This is a genomic window from Flavobacterium panici (assembly GCF_024499525.1).
Lineage (GTDB): Bacteria > Bacteroidota > Bacteroidia > Flavobacteriales > Flavobacteriaceae > Flavobacterium > Flavobacterium panici.
In genome coordinates this window covers 1,694,938-1,711,470 of sequence record NZ_CP100437.1, presented here as the reverse complement: position 1 = coordinate 1,711,470, position 16,533 = coordinate 1,694,938, and the positions used below count along the sequence as shown (strand labels likewise).

12 protein-coding genes are annotated in these 16,533 nt (G+C 31.0%); 9 read left to right on the top strand and 3 right to left on the bottom strand.

All coding sequences use genetic code 11. From position 1 onward, the window contains the following. Positions 1-181: 181 nt before the first annotated feature. The 8 genes from NLJ00_RS07585 (at position 182) to NLJ00_RS07550 (ending at position 10,578) form a co-directional block, all read left to right on the top strand. Positions 182-433, top strand: a complete 252-nt coding sequence (locus NLJ00_RS07585) for a hypothetical protein (protein WP_053470032.1) — start codon at positions 182-184, stop codon at positions 431-433. Positions 434-623: 190 nt separating this feature from the next. Beyond that, a complete protein-coding gene (locus NLJ00_RS07580) occupies positions 624-1,367 on the top strand; it encodes a hypothetical protein (protein ID WP_180857302.1) in 744 nt (247 codons plus the stop codon). A gap of 5 nt (positions 1,368-1,372) precedes the next feature. Next, the gene (locus NLJ00_RS07575; protein ID WP_256636776.1) at positions 1,373-4,159 is read left to right on the top strand and encodes a TonB-dependent receptor; all 2,787 of its coding nucleotides are present in this window, start codon (positions 1,373-1,375) and stop codon (positions 4,157-4,159) included. 3 nt (positions 4,160-4,162) lie between these two features. Next, positions 4,163-5,353: a DUF4249 domain-containing protein gene (locus NLJ00_RS07570; RefSeq protein ID WP_256636775.1), complete on the top strand. Its 1,191-nt coding sequence runs from the start codon at positions 4,163-4,165 to the stop codon at positions 5,351-5,353. Between the two features lie 47 nt (positions 5,354-5,400). After that, positions 5,401-6,582 carry a DUF4249 domain-containing protein gene (locus NLJ00_RS07565; protein WP_180857299.1) on the top strand — a complete coding sequence of 394 codons (1,182 nt, stop codon included), beginning with the start codon at positions 5,401-5,403 and terminating at the stop codon, positions 6,580-6,582. Positions 6,583-6,660: 78 nt separating this feature from the next. Continuing rightward, entirely contained in the window at positions 6,661-7,836 is a 1,176-nt protein-coding gene (locus NLJ00_RS07560) for a DUF4249 domain-containing protein (protein ID WP_256636774.1), read from the top strand. 14 nt (positions 7,837-7,850) lie between these two features. Then, positions 7,851-9,545, top strand: coding sequence for a hypothetical protein (locus NLJ00_RS07555; protein ID WP_256636773.1), 1,695 nt, complete (start codon positions 7,851-7,853; stop codon positions 9,543-9,545). Positions 9,546-9,714: 169 nt separating this feature from the next. Then, positions 9,715-10,578, top strand: coding sequence for a sigma-70 family RNA polymerase sigma factor (locus tag NLJ00_RS07550; protein ID WP_007804760.1), 864 nt, complete (start codon positions 9,715-9,717; stop codon positions 10,576-10,578). Positions 10,579-10,770: 192 nt separating this feature from the next. On the opposite strand, the gene NLJ00_RS07545 is transcribed toward NLJ00_RS07550, so the two are convergent. Continuing rightward, a complete protein-coding gene (locus NLJ00_RS07545; protein WP_256636772.1) occupies positions 10,771-12,924 on the bottom strand; it encodes a DUF3857 domain-containing protein in 2,154 nt (717 codons plus the stop codon). Positions 12,925-12,930: 6 nt separating this feature from the next. Continuing rightward, positions 12,931-14,853 carry a transglutaminase-like domain-containing protein gene (locus tag NLJ00_RS07540; protein ID WP_256636771.1) on the bottom strand — a complete coding sequence of 641 codons (1,923 nt, stop codon included), beginning with the start codon at positions 14,851-14,853 and terminating at the stop codon, positions 12,931-12,933. Positions 14,854-15,102: 249 nt separating this feature from the next. Between NLJ00_RS07540 and rpe the strand changes: the two genes are divergently transcribed. Continuing rightward, on the top strand, positions 15,103-15,765 hold the full coding sequence (rpe, locus tag NLJ00_RS07535) for a ribulose-phosphate 3-epimerase (protein ID WP_256636770.1): 663 nt from the start codon (positions 15,103-15,105) through the stop codon (positions 15,763-15,765). On the opposite strand, the gene NLJ00_RS07530 is transcribed toward rpe, so the two are convergent. Next, a complete protein-coding gene (locus tag NLJ00_RS07530; protein ID WP_256636769.1) occupies positions 15,742-16,527 on the bottom strand; it encodes a DNA/RNA non-specific endonuclease in 786 nt (261 codons plus the stop codon). The two genes, rpe and NLJ00_RS07530, sit on opposite strands and share 24 nt — an antisense overlap. Positions 16,528-16,533: the final 6 nt, after the last annotated feature.

Below are 16,533 nucleotides of genomic sequence, written 5' to 3'. Positions count from 1 at the left end.
TCAAATTCAAAACCAATCCTCTTTAATAGAGGATTTTTTTATGCTTATTTCAAAGAAAATATTCCTACATAATAAACATTTCATGGCGTTCATGACAGAGAAAAAGCGTTTCGTGACATTTTCACACTTATAAATTGAGATCAAAATTACTTTTATCCCACCTAAATCAAAATAGAGATAGATGAAGATAGCCTTAACGAGACAACCTGAAATGAAACTTTTGCCAACTATAAAAAAAATAAAAAACAATCCGTGGGTTGGGGTTGTTGTATCCTTGGCTGTAATTATTCCCTGCTTATATAGAATTTTAGACGATGTTACTGTTTTAAGATTAGAATATATCTTACTGGCCATTGCGTTTCCAGTTTATATAAGATCATTAAAAAAAATATTCGACGAAATCCTTGATAACACTGATGATTTCTATGATTAAAATTTAAATACACAATTCTAATTCGATCAAATTATTCGTTAAAAACCCTAAATCGTTATTGCGATTTAGGGTTTTTGTTATTAAAAAAATAAGAAATTATCACAATTTAACAGATATACGTTTTGTTTATAACCTTTTTTTAATAAATTTGGAAACCCCCAAAACAAATCACTAAAAACCATAGAATCCTTTGAAAAATTATCAAAAAAAATTCGTTTTCCTTGTGTTATTTGGATTATTGTTAAACATTTATGTTATTCATAGCCAAACAAATAACGATGTAAATATTTACAATTGGTTTGACAAAACTGTTGGAAAAGATAATCTTGATCTTAATAACGGAACGCCGTACACTAATCCGTATAGAACGATTGGAGACAGTCATTTGTATTTAATAAATAAATACGAAATTGGAAAAATCACTTGTGAGGGGCAAAAATATTATGAAGTAAAACTCAAATATGACATCTTCAGAGATATTTTAGTTCTAAATCCATATGGAGAATCTGAAAACACTGGAATAAGTCTTATTCAAAATAAAGTTCAGTCTTTTTCAATACTGGATAAAAATTTTGTCAAGATAGACAGAAAAATTGCAACAGTTCCTGAATTCACACTTGGATATTATGAGGAAAGTAAAGTTGCTCCAGATTTTACATTTTACATCAAACACCATAAAGATCTTCAAAAAACAGTATTAGAAACCGGCGTGTTTTATACTTTCAAAGAAAATAATTCTTTTTTTATTGATCTAAAAAATAACATTTACCTCATAAAAGGAAAAAATGATATTATCAAACTATTCCCCGAGCAAAAAAAACAAATCAATGGGTTTTATTTACTGAATAGAGAGTTAAAAAAATCTGATTTAAATCAATTTATGAAAAATTTGATGAAATACATTTCTAATTCTCTTTCAATTCAAACCAAATAAGACAAATGAAAAAATTTTTACTCGCCTTTGTTATTTTATTCTCATTTCAATTGTCTATTGCACAAAATTCAAATGAGAAATTATCAATTACTTTTAAAGATGAAACCATTGAAAATGCAATAAAACGCATTGAAGCTGTAACATCATACAAATTTTATTTTGATCCAACATGGGTCAGTTCTAATAAAGAATTGATTTCCGGAGTTTATAATGATGCTACGATTGATACTGTACTTAATTCAATTTTAAGTAAAACAGATCTGAATTATATTGTTCTCAAAAACAAAGTAATTTTAACGCTTAACAGTACAATTCACGATACTCTGCCTTCGAATTATTTTAGCGATGCACCAGTCGAAACGAATCAAAATAATGGAAACGATCAATCTGATAATCCGGTATTTCATCAGCAATATGATTCTTTAAACAGTTACAGCGTAACTAAAAAAGCTTCGATTGTTTTTATCGGAAAAGAAAATAAAGATTCTGTTAAGAGAAATTATACTGTTTCTGGTACTGTTAGAAATGAAGAAACAGGAAAAGTAGAGCAAAACATTTACATTAAAGTAAGAGGAAAAAACATCAACACATCTACTGATCTTGATGGAAATTACACATTACAGCTTCCGCGAGGCATAAATGTTATTGAAGTAAAATCATTAAGCCACAAAGAAGTTGTGAGAACTTTAATGGTTTATGATGACGGAAAATTTGATATTGGCATCAATGAAAAATCCAATCAATTAGACGAAGTTGTCATTAAAAAGAAAGGACAAAAAACAACCGAAACTACAGTTTCTGGTTTAGTTTCAATTGATATAGAAGGAATTAAAAATGTTCCTTTAATTCTTGGAGAAAGAGATATTTTAAAAGTTGCCACTACATTTCCGGGTATTAAAACTACGGGTGAAGGATCTGCAGGATTTAACGTAAGAGGCGGAAAAGACGACCAAAACCTTATTCTTTTAGACAACGCCGTTTTATATAATCCGCAGCACTTTTTAGGTTTTTTCTCGGCCATAAACCCTTATACAGCAAAGAAAGCAGATATTTATAAAGGAAGCATTCCGGCAGATTTTGGAGGAAGATTATCCTCTGTATTTGATATTACAACAAAAAATGGAAATCCTGAAAAATTCTCTGGTGAAGGTGCCATTGGACCTATAACCTCAAATTTGACGCTTAGCACACCAATCCAGAAAAACAAATCAAGTATTATTGTTGGAGGCCGTGCTACATATTCAGATTGGATTTTAAAATCTCTTGACGATGAAAATTTAAAAAACAGTCAGGCTGGATTTTATGATGGAATTATTAAATACAATAACGCAATCAACAGCAATAACAATCTTGAAGCAACTGTATATTACAGCCATGATAAATTTAGTTTAAGCTCAGATTCTATTTATAAATACAGTAACAGGCTTGCTTCTTTAAAATGGGATCATACTTTTAACAAAAAAAGTAAAGGGGCTTTAATTTTTACAAACAGCGAGTATAAATTTAATATTGACTATGATTCAAATGATATTAATGCATTTGATTTTGGATATAAAGTAAACGAATCTCAATTGCAGGCAAAGTTAAATTATCAACTTAATCCAAAACATACTTTGTCGTATGGTGTTGCAAGCAAATTATATAACATTTCACCAGGTTATCAGCATCCAACAAATCCTGATGCCACTTTAATTGCTACCGATCTTGAAAAAGAAAGAGCGCTGGAATCTGCTGCTTATTTAGCCGATAGTTACAAATTCAGTGATAAACTTTTAATTGATTTAGGTTTAAGATATTCGTTTTATGCCTCTTTAGGAGAAGCAAATGTAAATACTTATCAAGCCGGTCTGCCTTTAAGCGATGAGACTGTAACTGGAACAACGCATTACAAAAAAAACGAAGTCATAAAAACTTATGGCGGACTTGAACCTCGTTTAGCAGCACGTTATTTTATTACTGAAGATTTCTCAATAAAAGCGGGTTATGATGTTACACGTCAATATGTTCACCTTTTATCGAGTAACGTTACGCAATCTCCTACAGATACATGGAAATTATCTGATTCTAACGTAAAACCTCAAACTGCGCAGCAAGTTTCTTTAGGCCTTTTTAAAACACTAAAAGATGAAGAATACGAAGTTAGTTTAGAAGGATATTACAAAAAATCTAAAAACATCCTTGATTATAAAGTTGGAGCGCAGCTTCTGCTAAATCAAAATGTTGAAACAGAATTATTACAAGGTGAAGGAAAAGCATACGGAGTTGAGTTATTATTAAAGAAAACAACCGGAAGATTAAACGGATGGATTGGCTATACTTACTCTCGTACTTTTATTAAACTTGATAGTCAGTTTAGTTCAGAAATTGTAAATAACGGGAACTATTTCCCGGCAAATTTTGACAAACCTCATGATTTAAGTGCTATTTTAAATTATAAATTTACAAAACGTTATAGTTTGTCTTCAAATTTCTTATATCAAACTGGAAGACCAATAACATACCCAATTGGAACATTTCAATATGGAAATTCTCAATACACATTATATAGCGACAGAAATGCTTATAGAATACCAGATTATATCCGTTTAGACATTGGTATTAATATCGAAGGAAATCATAAAATTAAAAAGTTAGCGCATAGTTTCTGGAACATTTCGATTTATAATGTTTTAGGAAGAAACAATCCATATTCTATTTATTTTGTGACAGATCAAAACGGAAAAGTTAAAGGTTATAAAACGTCTATTTTCTCAATTCCGGTACCAAGTATAACTTATAATTTCAAATTCTAAGAAATGAAAAATTATAAATTTTACAATATTGTAATTTTAATTTTTCTTACTTTCATCCTTAATGGATGCACCGAAACATATCCGTTAATAACCAACCGATTTGAAGATGTCCTTATAGTTGAAGCCAACATAACCAACGAGCTTAAAAAACAGGAAATAAAACTTACCAAATCTGCAAAGTTTGAAGATGAAGGCTATCTTCCGGAAAGTGGAGCTGAAGTTTTTATTACAAATGATGCTGGTCATCAATATAATTTTAGCGAAGATGCTGGTAAATATGTTTCAACTATAGAATTTCAGGCTGTTCCTAATACTAAATATCAATTGCACATTAACACCAAAGACGGCAGATCTTTTGCATCATCGCCAGAAACCCTTACAACCATAACGCCTATGCAAAGTGTAGTCGCTGCAATTGAACAAAAAGATGATAAAAATGGTGTTGGTATTCGTATAAACAGCTTTGATCCTACAAGCACATCAACCTATTACAGATTTGAATTTGAGGAAACCTATAAAGTTGTTGCACCAAAATGGCTGCCTACAAAACTTGAATGGAATAATGGATCTCCAACCTTCGAGCCAAATTCGCCAGTTACTAAAACTTGCTATGGATCTAAAAAAAGTTTAGAATTACTTTTACTAAATACAAACAATCTAAAAGAAGATCGTGTAGATTATTTGATTCGATTTATTAGTGATCAGGATTACATTATTACACACAGATACAGCATTTTGGTCAGACAATATGTAGAAAGTCTTGCAGCATATAATTATTACAATACATTAAACAAAACTGCTTCCTCTGGCGGAACTATTGTTTCTCCTACTCAGCCCGGTCTTTTATTGGGCAATTTAAAAGCGGTTAATAGTGACAGTAAAATAGCAGGATATTTTGATGTTTGCTCCGTATCGACTGAACGAATATATTTTAATTATGAAGATTTATTTCCAGGTAAATTTCCTCCTCCTTATTATACGGACTGTACACAATTTTGTTATGCAAAAGAACCAAACAACCCTATTCCTTGTACACACTGCTGCCATTATGCGGAAGATCTTCCTTATGGAAAAATACGCTATTTTTCAGGAGATGGAACCAGCAGCGTTACAACTTATTGGGTTGATGCGCCATGTGGAGACTGTACAACAATTGCATCTAACATAAAACCAACATTCTGGGTAGATAAGTAAAAACGATGATTTTTTAATAAGAATCAGATTAAAAGAATATTCAAACAATGAAATTTCATATAATAAAAAATATAGTTCTCTTCCTATTTCTTGCAATCGTTTTTAACGGGTGTACAGAAACATATCCGTTAATTACCAGTAGATATGAAGAAGTAATAGTTGTTGAAGCAACATTGACCAATGAACTTAAAAAACAGGAAATAAAAATTACCAAAACAGCAAAATTTGAAGATGAAGGTTATTTAACAGAAAGTGGTGCACAAGTTTTTATCACAGATGATGCAGGAAATCAATACGATTTTGTAGAAAATTCTGAGAAATATGTTTCCAGCACAGAATTTCGTGCCACACCAAACACCAAATATCAATTGCATATTAATACAAAAGACGGCAGATCATTTGAATCATCAGCTGAAACTCTTACAGCCATAAACCCAATTCAAAGTGTTGAAGCTAAAGTTGAACAAAAGGATAACGTAAATGGTGTAAGCATTAAAGTAAATAGTTTTGACGCTGCCCATAGTTCAAATTATTATAGATATGAATATGAAGAAACCTATAAAGTTGTAGCTCCAAAATGGACATTGACTAAAGCTGTCTGGGATCCAAATGGTTTTATCGTTTATATGCCAAATTTGACTGATACAAAAACCTGTTACGCAAGTGGTAAAAATTATGACTTGTTACTAGCAAACACAAATAACCTAACGGAAGATAAAGTTGATTTTTTAGTTAGATTTATTAGCGATCAGAATTATATTATTACAACCCGATACAGCATTTTAGTTAAACAGTATATAGAAAGTCTTGAAGCATTTAATTATTACAGTACGTTAAAAAAAATATCAGGTTCCGAAAGCATTGTTTCTCCAAATCAACCAGGTTTTTTACTGGGTAATTTAAAATCAGTTAAAAATCCTAATGATAAGATAGCCGGATATTTTGATGTTTGCTCAGTATCTACCGAACGAATTTATTTTAATTATGCCGATTTGTTTCCTGGTAAAAAACCACCACCGTATGTTACAGACTGCAAAGAATTTTGTTATGCTGTAGAACCTTTTGTTCCTGATCCTTGTACTCATTATGGCGGTCCCGGAGATGACTTGGCGGCAGAAAGAATAAAATATTTTTCAGGGATGGGAGGGCGTACTTTTTGGGTTGAACCGCCGTGCGGAGATTGCACCACTATAGCCTCAAACATAAAACCAACATTCTGGACAGATTAAAAAAGCAGATAAATAATTTTTCACTCCCAAATGAAAAACACATTCTTATTTCAATTAAAAATGAACCTATTTTAAGTAATGAAAATTCATAAAATAAAAAATATAATCCTATTAGCATTTCTTGCAATCGTTTTTAACGGCTGTACAGAAACATATCCGCTGTTAACAAACACTTACGAAGAAATCATTGTTGTTGAAGCCACTTTGACTAATGAACTTAAAAATCAGGAAATAAAAATAACGAAAACTTCGAAGTTTGAAGACCAGAGCGTTCAAACCGAAACTGGTGCAAAAGTTACTGTTAAAGACGATCAAAATAATGAATATCTTTTTATTGAAAGTGCTGGTACTTACAAATCTCAGTCTGCATTTCAGGCATTGCCAGATCGAAAATATACACTGGAAATCACCACTAAAGATGGGAAAATTTATCAATCTACCCCGCAAACTTTAACAACAGTAAATCCTATTGAAAGTGTTGTTCCTTCGCTTGCAACAAATAAAGACAATGAAACCGGAGTTCAGATAAATGTAAATACTTTTGATCCTGCAAAAACTTCAAAATATTACAGATATGAATATGATGAAACATATAAAATTGTTGCCCCAAGATGGACATCATTAAAAATTATTGCAACCGGTACACAAACTGTTGACTTAATTAATAACGATCCTAACACAAGAATTTGTTATTCTAGTAAAAACTCAACAGACATTATTTTAGTAAATACCAATGATAAAACAGAAGATCGTGTAAACCTGCCAATCCGTTTTATTGAAGAAAATAATTACATAATAGGTCATAGATACAGCATATTAGTAAAACAATATGTAGAAAATTTAGAAGCTTACACCTTTCATAAAACATTAAGAGATATCGCTGGTTCATCGAGCATTTTATCTCCAAAACAGCCCGGTTTAATCTCAGGAAACATAAAATGTATTAATGATTCGAGTACTAAAGTCATTGGCTTTTTTGATGTAGCTTCTTATTCAGAAAAAAGAATATTTTTTAATTACAGTGATTTTTTCCCAAACAAACCTATACCCTATTTTAATACCTGTGAGGACGTTCCTTTTAAATTTTGTTTTGGAGGAGAAGACTGCGAGGGAGAAACCATGATCTATAATATTAATAGAGAACTCATGACCTATATAGGGAACAGCGGTATAAATTATAAATTAGTAGACGCTGTTTGCGGAGACTGTACATCATTTTCATCTAACATAAAACCTTCATTTTGGATAGACTAAAACACATAATTTTATTGCTTGTATTAATTAATACACAATTAAGTAAAGCGCAGCAAACAATTGCTGTTGATGAAACTGTTTTCATTCACGCAAATGCAACAACATTTGTTTCGGGTGAAACCTTGTTATATAAAGTTTATTGTTTAAAAGCAACAGACAAAACGCCAAGTGACATTAGTAAAGTTGCTTACGTAGAACTTTTAGATAATACTAAAAAATCAGTATTTAAAACAAAAGTTTCAATGGAAAACGCAAACGGACAGGGCGATTATTTCATTCCCACAACTTTAAAAACAGGGAGTTATAAATTAGTTGGATACACAAACTGGATGCTAAATAAACCCGTTTCAGAATTATTTCAATTGAATATAAACATCGTTAATCCATACAAAACAGATGAAAAAACTACTGCTGAAAATCTTTTAGCAAGCAGTTCAAATGCATCTGAGGATTTAAAAAATGAAAATGTTGTACTTAAACTAAACAAAAAAACATTTACAAATCGTGAATTGGTTGACTTAAAAATTCAGTCTTCAAACAATAATTTTGTAGACGGAGTTTATTCCCTTTCAGTTCGAAAACTGGATAACATTCCTGCTCAAAATCAAATTTCGGCTGTCAAATTTGCTTCAAATACTTCCTATCCGGTTGTATTAGATTTACAAAATCAGGATAAAATTGTTTTGCCAGAATTGAGAGGTGAAATTATTTCGGGAAAAATTACAGCAAAAAATAAAACTGATAAAATCGAAAATCTTTCAGTTGGATTATCAATTCCGGGAAAATCTTTTGCTTTTAAAGTTGTAAAAACAGACAGCAAAGGGAACTTTATTTTTAATGTCGACAAAACATTTTATACTTCTAATATTGTTATTCAGCTTATTGATGAAAAAGCTAACAATTATGATCTTGCAGTAAACAATGCTCCAGAGATTGATTACAGTAAAATATCTTTTGAAAAAGATGCTAAACTATCGTACACATTTAAAGAAAGTCTTTTAGAAAGATCAATTTCAAGTCAGGTAGAAAATGCCTATTTTCATAAAAAAGTTGACAATATTGAAAAAGCTCCAAGTCAGGATGCTTTTTATTATCCTCTTCCAAAAGAATATATTTTAGATGATTTTACTCGTTTTAAAACCTTAAAAGAAACCATTACAGAAGTTGTTGTTGAAGTGTATTCTAAACAAAAAGACGATAAATTATATCTGCACGTAAATGATCCAAGTATTTTTCCTCAGCTTCCAGAATCAGCACTGGTTTTGGTTGACGGATTATATTTAGAGAACCAAAATGATCTTGTAAACTACAATATGAAAAACGTTTATAAAATTGAACTTATCGTAGGCCGATATTATGTTGGTTCAAAATCATTTAATGGTTTGATCAGTTTTACAACTTTTGACAGAGATTTCAAAAGTACACAAACAGGTTCTTCAATCATAAAACCAACTATTTTAAGACCACAGCCAAAAAAGATATACAATAAAGTAAAATACGAAAACACTGCTGACAATCAAAGAATTCCTGATTTTAGAAATCAATTATTCTGGAATCCTGATGTTCAGTTAAATAAAGATTCTGAAACTTCATTTTATACTTCTGATCTTTCGGGCACTTTTGAAATAAGACTTGAAGGTTTTACTAAAAGCGGAATCCCGGTTTCTGTAAAAGAAATTATAGAAGTTCAAAATACCACAGCAAATTAATTGATTTTTTTAATTTAAAAAACATCATAACACACTGAAAACCTGTCTATTTCCAGACAGGTTTTTGATTTTTGAAAAAAAACAAATTATTTTTGATACAATTTGTAACTTTTTTGAAACTTCTTACGTATAACCACTTGTACACTTAAAAATTGAGGAGACAAATAACATGAGACAACTTAAAATCACCAAGCAGGTAACTAATCGTGAAACTGCATCGTTAGATAAATATCTACAAGAAATCGGAAAAGTTGACCTGATTACCGCTGATGAAGAGGTAGAATTAGCACAAAGAATAAAGGCTGGTGATCAAAGAGCTTTAGAAAAATTAACAAAAGCCAACCTACGTTTCGTTGTATCGGTTGCTAAACAATATCAAAATCAAGGATTAACTCTTCCTGATTTAATTAATGAAGGAAACTTAGGTCTTATTAAAGCTGCACAGCGTTTTGATGAAACTCGTGGTTTCAAATTCATTTCTTATGCCGTATGGTGGATTCGTCAATCGATCCTTCAGGCTCTTGCAGAACAATCACGTATTGTTCGTTTACCATTAAACAAAATTGGTTCTATCAATAAAATCAACAAAATGTATGCATTATTAGAGCAATCTAATGAGCGTCCGCCTTCTGCTGAAGAAATTGCAAAAGAACTTGACATGACTGTAAATGACGTAAAAGAGTCTATGAAAAACTCTGGTCGTCACTTATCAATGGATGCACCTCTTGTTGAAGGTGAAGATTCTAACCTTTATGACGTTTTACGTTCTGGAGAATCTCCAAACCCGGACAGAGAGTTAATTCACGAATCATTACGTACTGAAATTGAGCGTTCATTAGAAACATTGACCCCAAGAGAGGCAGATGTTGTACGTTTGTATTTTGGTCTTGGCGATCAGCACCCAATGACTTTAGAAGAAATTGGAGAAACTTTCGACCTAACTCGTGAGCGTGTTCGTCAGATTAAAGAAAAAGCAATCCGTAGATTAAAACATACTTCAAGAAGTAAAATCCTTAAAACATACCTAGGATAACAATATTAAATTTCAATATTTTTAAATTCCAAATCCCAACCAACAATTGGAATTTGGAATTTTAGATTTGGAATTTTAAAGCAAACAACAGTTTGATTGACTGTTCGTTTTTTGATTGATGATTGAAACTCCGGCTGATTACCGGAGTTTTTTATTTATAACATCAAATATTTTAAGATTTAGAAGTTAATCTTATTGTTTTTTAAGCAAAACTTTTTCTTGGGTAAATTGGTAAGCTGCTTCTAAAAAGTCTACTATTTTGTTCCAATTTGCATTAGGCTCGTAGTAATTATTATATTTCTTCACTGTTTTAATTACTAGCTTATTATCTTTTAAAACAGCTGTACTGCTAAATTCTCCCGTTGAATTTTGAACATTTTTATTTAATTTTTCAATTCCTGAAATTTTATATCCCGCAGGAATTTCAAATACAATTTCATTTTCAAAAGCTCTTGGAAATGGCATATATACATTGTTCTTTCTATCAGCTTCTTTTTTATCAATTTCAAGTTGATTGGTCAGCATTTTTCCAATTTCAACAATATAATTTTCGCCTGCTTTTTTGATGAAATTATTCTTTATAACAAATTCTTCCTCATATGAAACTGGAGAATTATCGCCATATCTTCCGGTATTTGTAATTTTAATTGTTGGATTTTCAATTTCAAAATCAAACTCTCCCGAAAGAGATTTTTTCTCGTCTTCTTTTTGTATATCTTTTAGTTTGTTTTTCAAAGCATCAAACTCTTTATTATATTGTTCGCGTTTGCTTTTACTTCCTACTTTATCTATAACTCTTTCCGTTCCGTATTTTTGATAATCTTCTTCTACATAATCATAAAACTTCAATTTGTCTTTTTGTTCATCGCTTTTAAAATGTCCATAAAACTCTGAAGCTCTTTTAACATTCAAACTAGACAAATCAGCATCCATAGAAACATTCGTAACGACTTTTGTAATATTATCTTTAACGGTAGTCGATGGCAAATTCACTTCCTTTACATTTGCAATAGTCCTGTTGCTGACAAAATCCATTATGTAACCTTTGGTATTTTCTAAATTGTAATCAATCGTTCCAGGCGTGGTAAATGGGTTACAATATTCAAGATATAACGGAGTTGGTGTATTGATTCGTAATAACGGAGTCAGGTTTTTTTGAATTAGTAATTCATCCAGAGAACCATTATTTCTGGCTGTCGCTAATACAATATTGTAATCAATTTTAAACTCTTTCATGTAAGCCATAAAATAGGATATAAAAGACCACTCGTTTGAAAAGAAATCAGGGTTCTTGTACATGGCATACGAATTAAAAATATCTGCCTCTTTAATTACTGCCGATTCAATAAATTGTGTGTAATATTGATGTCTGGCAAATAAGTAAACTGCTTTTATTTTTTCTTCTTCACTTTCAAAAGTTTTTCCTTTCAAAAACTTTAGTGTTTCTCCTAAATCAAAAACAGCATGAAATTTCTTTTCATAATAATCGAAAATATCATCTTTATCGACTGTTTTTCTAAAAGATTCATTCTTTTTAGGTAAAAATATCTGGGAATTATACGGAACAGCATCACCTGATTTTTTTGCAAAAAACACCTGAAATTTATAACAAGGCAGCTCAACTAACGGATAAAACCATCTAGGAAACTCTTCTTTTTCAACATTTTGAGCCGTTAATTCGTATGCTTTAGTATGTTTTTTCCCAGACTCAACTTCCTTTAATTCAGGTGCACCATGGTAAGTATTAAAATTAACATAGAAATCCTCTTCGACTAAAAATTTCATTTTCCTGCTCATAATAGGATATACATCTCCTAATGTATTTTCAACAGGTTCAAAATTCTGAGTTAAACTAGCAAATGGCTCATAAGAGTAGTAATAATAATCTATAATATCTCCTATTTCAAGGCCATTTATAGCTATTTTTTTCTGGTCGTCAACATTCTTTGCATCTTTATCTACATCAACCTCAATTTCTTTTCCGTCTGGTTTAACAATTTTAACTCCTAAAAATGTTGTTCCTTGTTTATAGCTATATCCTCTTGAAGAATAAAACTTGTTTTTAAACGAGAATTCCGAAAATTCTTTAACCGAATTCTCATCCTGAAGCTTTAGTCTTTGTCTGTAAGCACTTGTAAACACTACTTTGACACCAGAATTATGATAGTCATAATGTTCATATTTATAAATAATAACTGCCGACTCATTCTTCCATTTGTCTGGAGTTTTGGTCACCGTTTTAAAAGTATCTGATTTTCCCCAAAAGAAATCTTTTACTTCGGTTTTATCCTGCGAATAAGAAGAGAAACAAATTGTAATAAAGAAAATGAGTAATGTTTTATTCATACTGTTTTATGATTTTGTAAAAATTATTTGTTGGTTATAAATTGTTTTAAGGTTTTTATTGAAGTCATTCCATTTTGCCATATCGGTTTTTTTAACCACGGCATTTTTAAACACAAATTGCTTTTTGTAAACAATCTCTTTACCAACTTGTTTAAACGAAATCAGAACACTGAAATCTTCTTCATTTACATTTAGGCTTTCAGGTAATTTACTCAGTTTATATCCGTCAGGAATTGCCAAAACTACATTCGACTCGTAATTTGTTTTATAATTTAGTTCGTAATTTGTTTTTCTGTCTTTAAACTCAAAATTTTTATATTCATCCATATAGGCTAAATCTATAAAAATATCATTATCAAACTTTGAAACCTTATTTTGAACGTCTAAATCATAATTCAGAGAAAGTTTCAAATCTCTGTTTTTTAAATCTGAGGTTTTAATATTTTTAGCTGTAATATTTTTATCATTTCCAGAAAGGTATTTTTCTAAAGTTTCGCCTTTTTTATTATTTTCAAAAGAATTAAAAATATTTAAAAACTCCGTTTTACTTTCGCCCGAATAGGTTTTAGAACAGCTTCCGCTCAATTTATCATTGTCAACAATTAATTTGGCGTTATAAATTTCTTTATTTAATTCACTTCCCGAAGCAGGAACTTTTTTAATGATGAATTTATCTCCGTCTTCAATCATTACTTCCTTATTTTGAATTCTTTCCGCATCTTCGCCAAAAGAATTATACTTCTCTGTACCGTCAATAAAATAGGTTTTTCCTTTATAAAACAACGTACAAATCATATGGTTGTCAACCGCTAGAGAAGGCGTCGTATAATCATACAAAATATGTTTGGTTCCTATCCAGGTAAGTCTGGCATCAAATCCTGCCAATTTTAGCATTTGTTTACTAAGGTTTGCCATTCCTTTACAATCGCCATATCTTTTTTCAAAAACGTTTTGTGCTTCATCTGGTTTAAAACCGGCAATTCCGTCTTCAAATGCTATGTATCTAATATTATCCTGAACCCAGTAATAAATATTCTTGATTTTTTCTTCATCCGTTTTTGCCGTAGCTGTCAACTCTTTAACTTTAGCGGCAAGCAGACTTGTATCGTCCTTCATAGAATCTACCAATGATTTATACCATTTATACAGATCTGCCGTCGAATTAAAAAGCATCGTCTCTTTATCTCTATGTTTAAATGATTTTGCTATAACCAGAACATGCGGATAGATATAACTTCTTCCCGGTGCTTTTTTCTCTTTATAAAAAGCATCAACATTTTCCATTACATACGTATAAATTGTAGTGCCGTTTCGATCGTCACGTGTTTTAGTTTTAGAAATAGTATTTCCATCAAAATTAAATTCCTTCAATTCTAAATTTAACCAGTCCGGAACCGTAACTGTGATTTCTTTTTTAATAACCGGAAACTCATCATTAAAATACAAAGAGGTAAAATACTTAATATCATTGTATTTTTTTTCAAGCTCATAGATATAGCTATATCCCTGAACCGGAAAATCTACGTCCATATACTTTACACGGGCATCATTATAGAACAAATCGTTGTCTTTATAAAACTGATCTTTTATTGTAAAACTGGTATTTTTTTGATTTCTGTATTTCAGAATAAAACTTTCAATTGAAGATTCGCTGTCATAAAACTCATATTTATTAATATCAGCTCTATGATTAATGTTCATTAAAACTTCTCTCACAGAATTTTTAACCACAACTTTAGCATCGCTTTTGTTAAGTTCAAACGTAATGTTTTCTTTGCTTTCTAAAACGGCAACATCATCTTTAGAATATTTCTCTCTAAGTGATTTTGCTAATTGAATATCTTCTGGTGTAGGGTCTAATGCCTTTTGACTAAAGAGCATATTGGCAGACAAAAAAAAGGTAATAATTGAAAGTAGAGTTATTTTCATCAAGTAGGATTATTTGCCGCAATTTACAAAAAAACCCATACGAATTATTTATTTCCTTTTTTAGATTTACTATATTTCTTTCTTATTATTTTAATTAAAATAATGACAAAATCTTAATCTATTAAAAATAAATTTAGCAAAACATAAACCGCTTAAACTTATAAAAACTTTACCTGAATCCTTGCTCTTATAGCTATCAAGATTACGGCTAAAAAATTTTATCTTTGTAAAAAAACACACCACTACAAAATGAAAAATACTCTTATTGCTCCTTCTGTTCTTGCTGCCGATTTTGCGAACCTGCAGCGCGATATCGAAATGATTAACATCAGCGAGGCCGATTGGTTTCATATTGATATTATGGATGGAGTTTTTGTTCCGAATATTTCTTTTGGGATGCCTGTTTTAGAAGCTATTTCTAAACATGCAAAAAAATATATTGATGTACATTTAATGATTATTGATCCGGATCGTTATATTAAAACTTTTGCTGATTTAGGCGCTAACGGTTTAACGGTACATTATGAAGCTTGTACACATTTACACAGAACATTACAAGCTATTAAAGCCGAAGGAATGAAAGCGGGAGTTGCCATCAATCCGCATACTAATATTGACTTGTTAGAAGATGTTATTAATGATATTGATTTAGTTTGTGTAATGAGTGTGAATCCAGGTTTTGGCGGACAGTCGTTTATTGAAAATACTTATGATAAAGTAAAAAAACTAAAAGCTTTAATTACACACAAAAACGCATCAACGCTTATCGAAATTGACGGCGGTGTAACCAACAAAAATGCCAAACAATTAGTAGAAGCCGGAGCCGATGTTTTAGTTGCCGGAAGTTTTGTTTTTAAAGCCGAAAACCCAACCGAAACAATTGCAGATTTAAAAGTCCTTACTGCTTTTTAAGTTTTTTAAATTCGGGAAGAAATCAATTCCAGTCATTTTTTCCAGAGTTTCGATAGGAACTACGAAATCATAAATTGGTTTATCGCTGTCTTCATTTGGAACCAAAAAAGCGATTGCTTTATGTTCCTTTCCTGATTTAGCTAAAACAATTTTATAAAAATATTTAGGAACAGAAACTTTCTCTGTTCCTATTTTTTTATCCGAATCTTTCAGGATTCCGCCAGTAACTACATAAATGTCATTGTATTTTCCTGCCCAATAACGTGTTTTCTGTTCAATTCGGTTCCAGATTCCGCTGTTAAAATCATGTCTTTGAGGCGAAATATTCGAAGTATAAAAAGTATCATTATAAGCATCTTCACTAAATTCCATATCGCCGGCTGGGCAAAGATGGCCTTTATCATAACCTGATTTTTTATAATTTCTCCAGTCTGCAGAACCCGTTGTAACTTTTGGATCTTCAATAAAATACGGACGTTTGTAATTTCCGTTTTTTAGATATTCTTTCTTCAATTCATACGCCACCCATTCGGCCTGTTCAAACTTTTCATTATAAGAAAGTGTATAATATTTATGTTGTACAATTTGATTTGTAGTTGAAGTTGGCTGATAAGCAATTGAATATAAAGAACCCGTATTAGTTTGGTCAGAAACAAATGAATTTTCTGTTTTTGCTATTTCTGTTTCAACAACAGTTTCATTTTCCTTTTTACAGGAAAGCAATGCTAAACCAATCAACCCGCAGACTAAAATATTTTTCATAAATAT

Bases quoted from the DNA above. Each gene is read 5' to 3' on its own strand.
- NLJ00_RS07585 (WP_053470032.1), top strand. From the start codon at position 182: ATGAAGATAGCCTTAACGAGACAACCTGAAATGAAACTTTTGCCAACT.
- NLJ00_RS07560 (WP_256636774.1), top strand. From the start codon at position 6,661: ATGAAAATTCATAAAATAAAAAATATAATCCTATTAGCATTTCTTGCA.
- rpe (WP_256636770.1), top strand. From the start codon at position 15,103: ATGAAAAATACTCTTATTGCTCCTTCTGTTCTTGCTGCCGATTTTGCG.
- NLJ00_RS07550 (WP_007804760.1), top strand. From the start codon at position 9,715: ATGAGACAACTTAAAATCACCAAGCAGGTAACTAATCGTGAAACTGCA.
- NLJ00_RS07545 (WP_256636772.1), bottom strand. From the start codon at position 12,924: ATGAATAAAACATTACTCATTTTCTTTATTACAATTTGTTTCTCTTCT.
- NLJ00_RS07530 (WP_256636769.1), bottom strand. From the start codon at position 16,527: ATGAAAAATATTTTAGTCTGCGGGTTGATTGGTTTAGCATTGCTTTCC.
- NLJ00_RS07570 (WP_256636775.1), top strand. From the start codon at position 4,163: ATGAAAAATTATAAATTTTACAATATTGTAATTTTAATTTTTCTTACT.
- NLJ00_RS07575 (WP_256636776.1), top strand. From the start codon at position 1,373: ATGAAAAAATTTTTACTCGCCTTTGTTATTTTATTCTCATTTCAATTG.
- NLJ00_RS07540 (WP_256636771.1), bottom strand. From the start codon at position 14,853: ATGAAAATAACTCTACTTTCAATTATTACCTTTTTTTTGTCTGCCAAT.
- NLJ00_RS07565 (WP_180857299.1), top strand. From the start codon at position 5,401: ATGAAATTTCATATAATAAAAAATATAGTTCTCTTCCTATTTCTTGCA.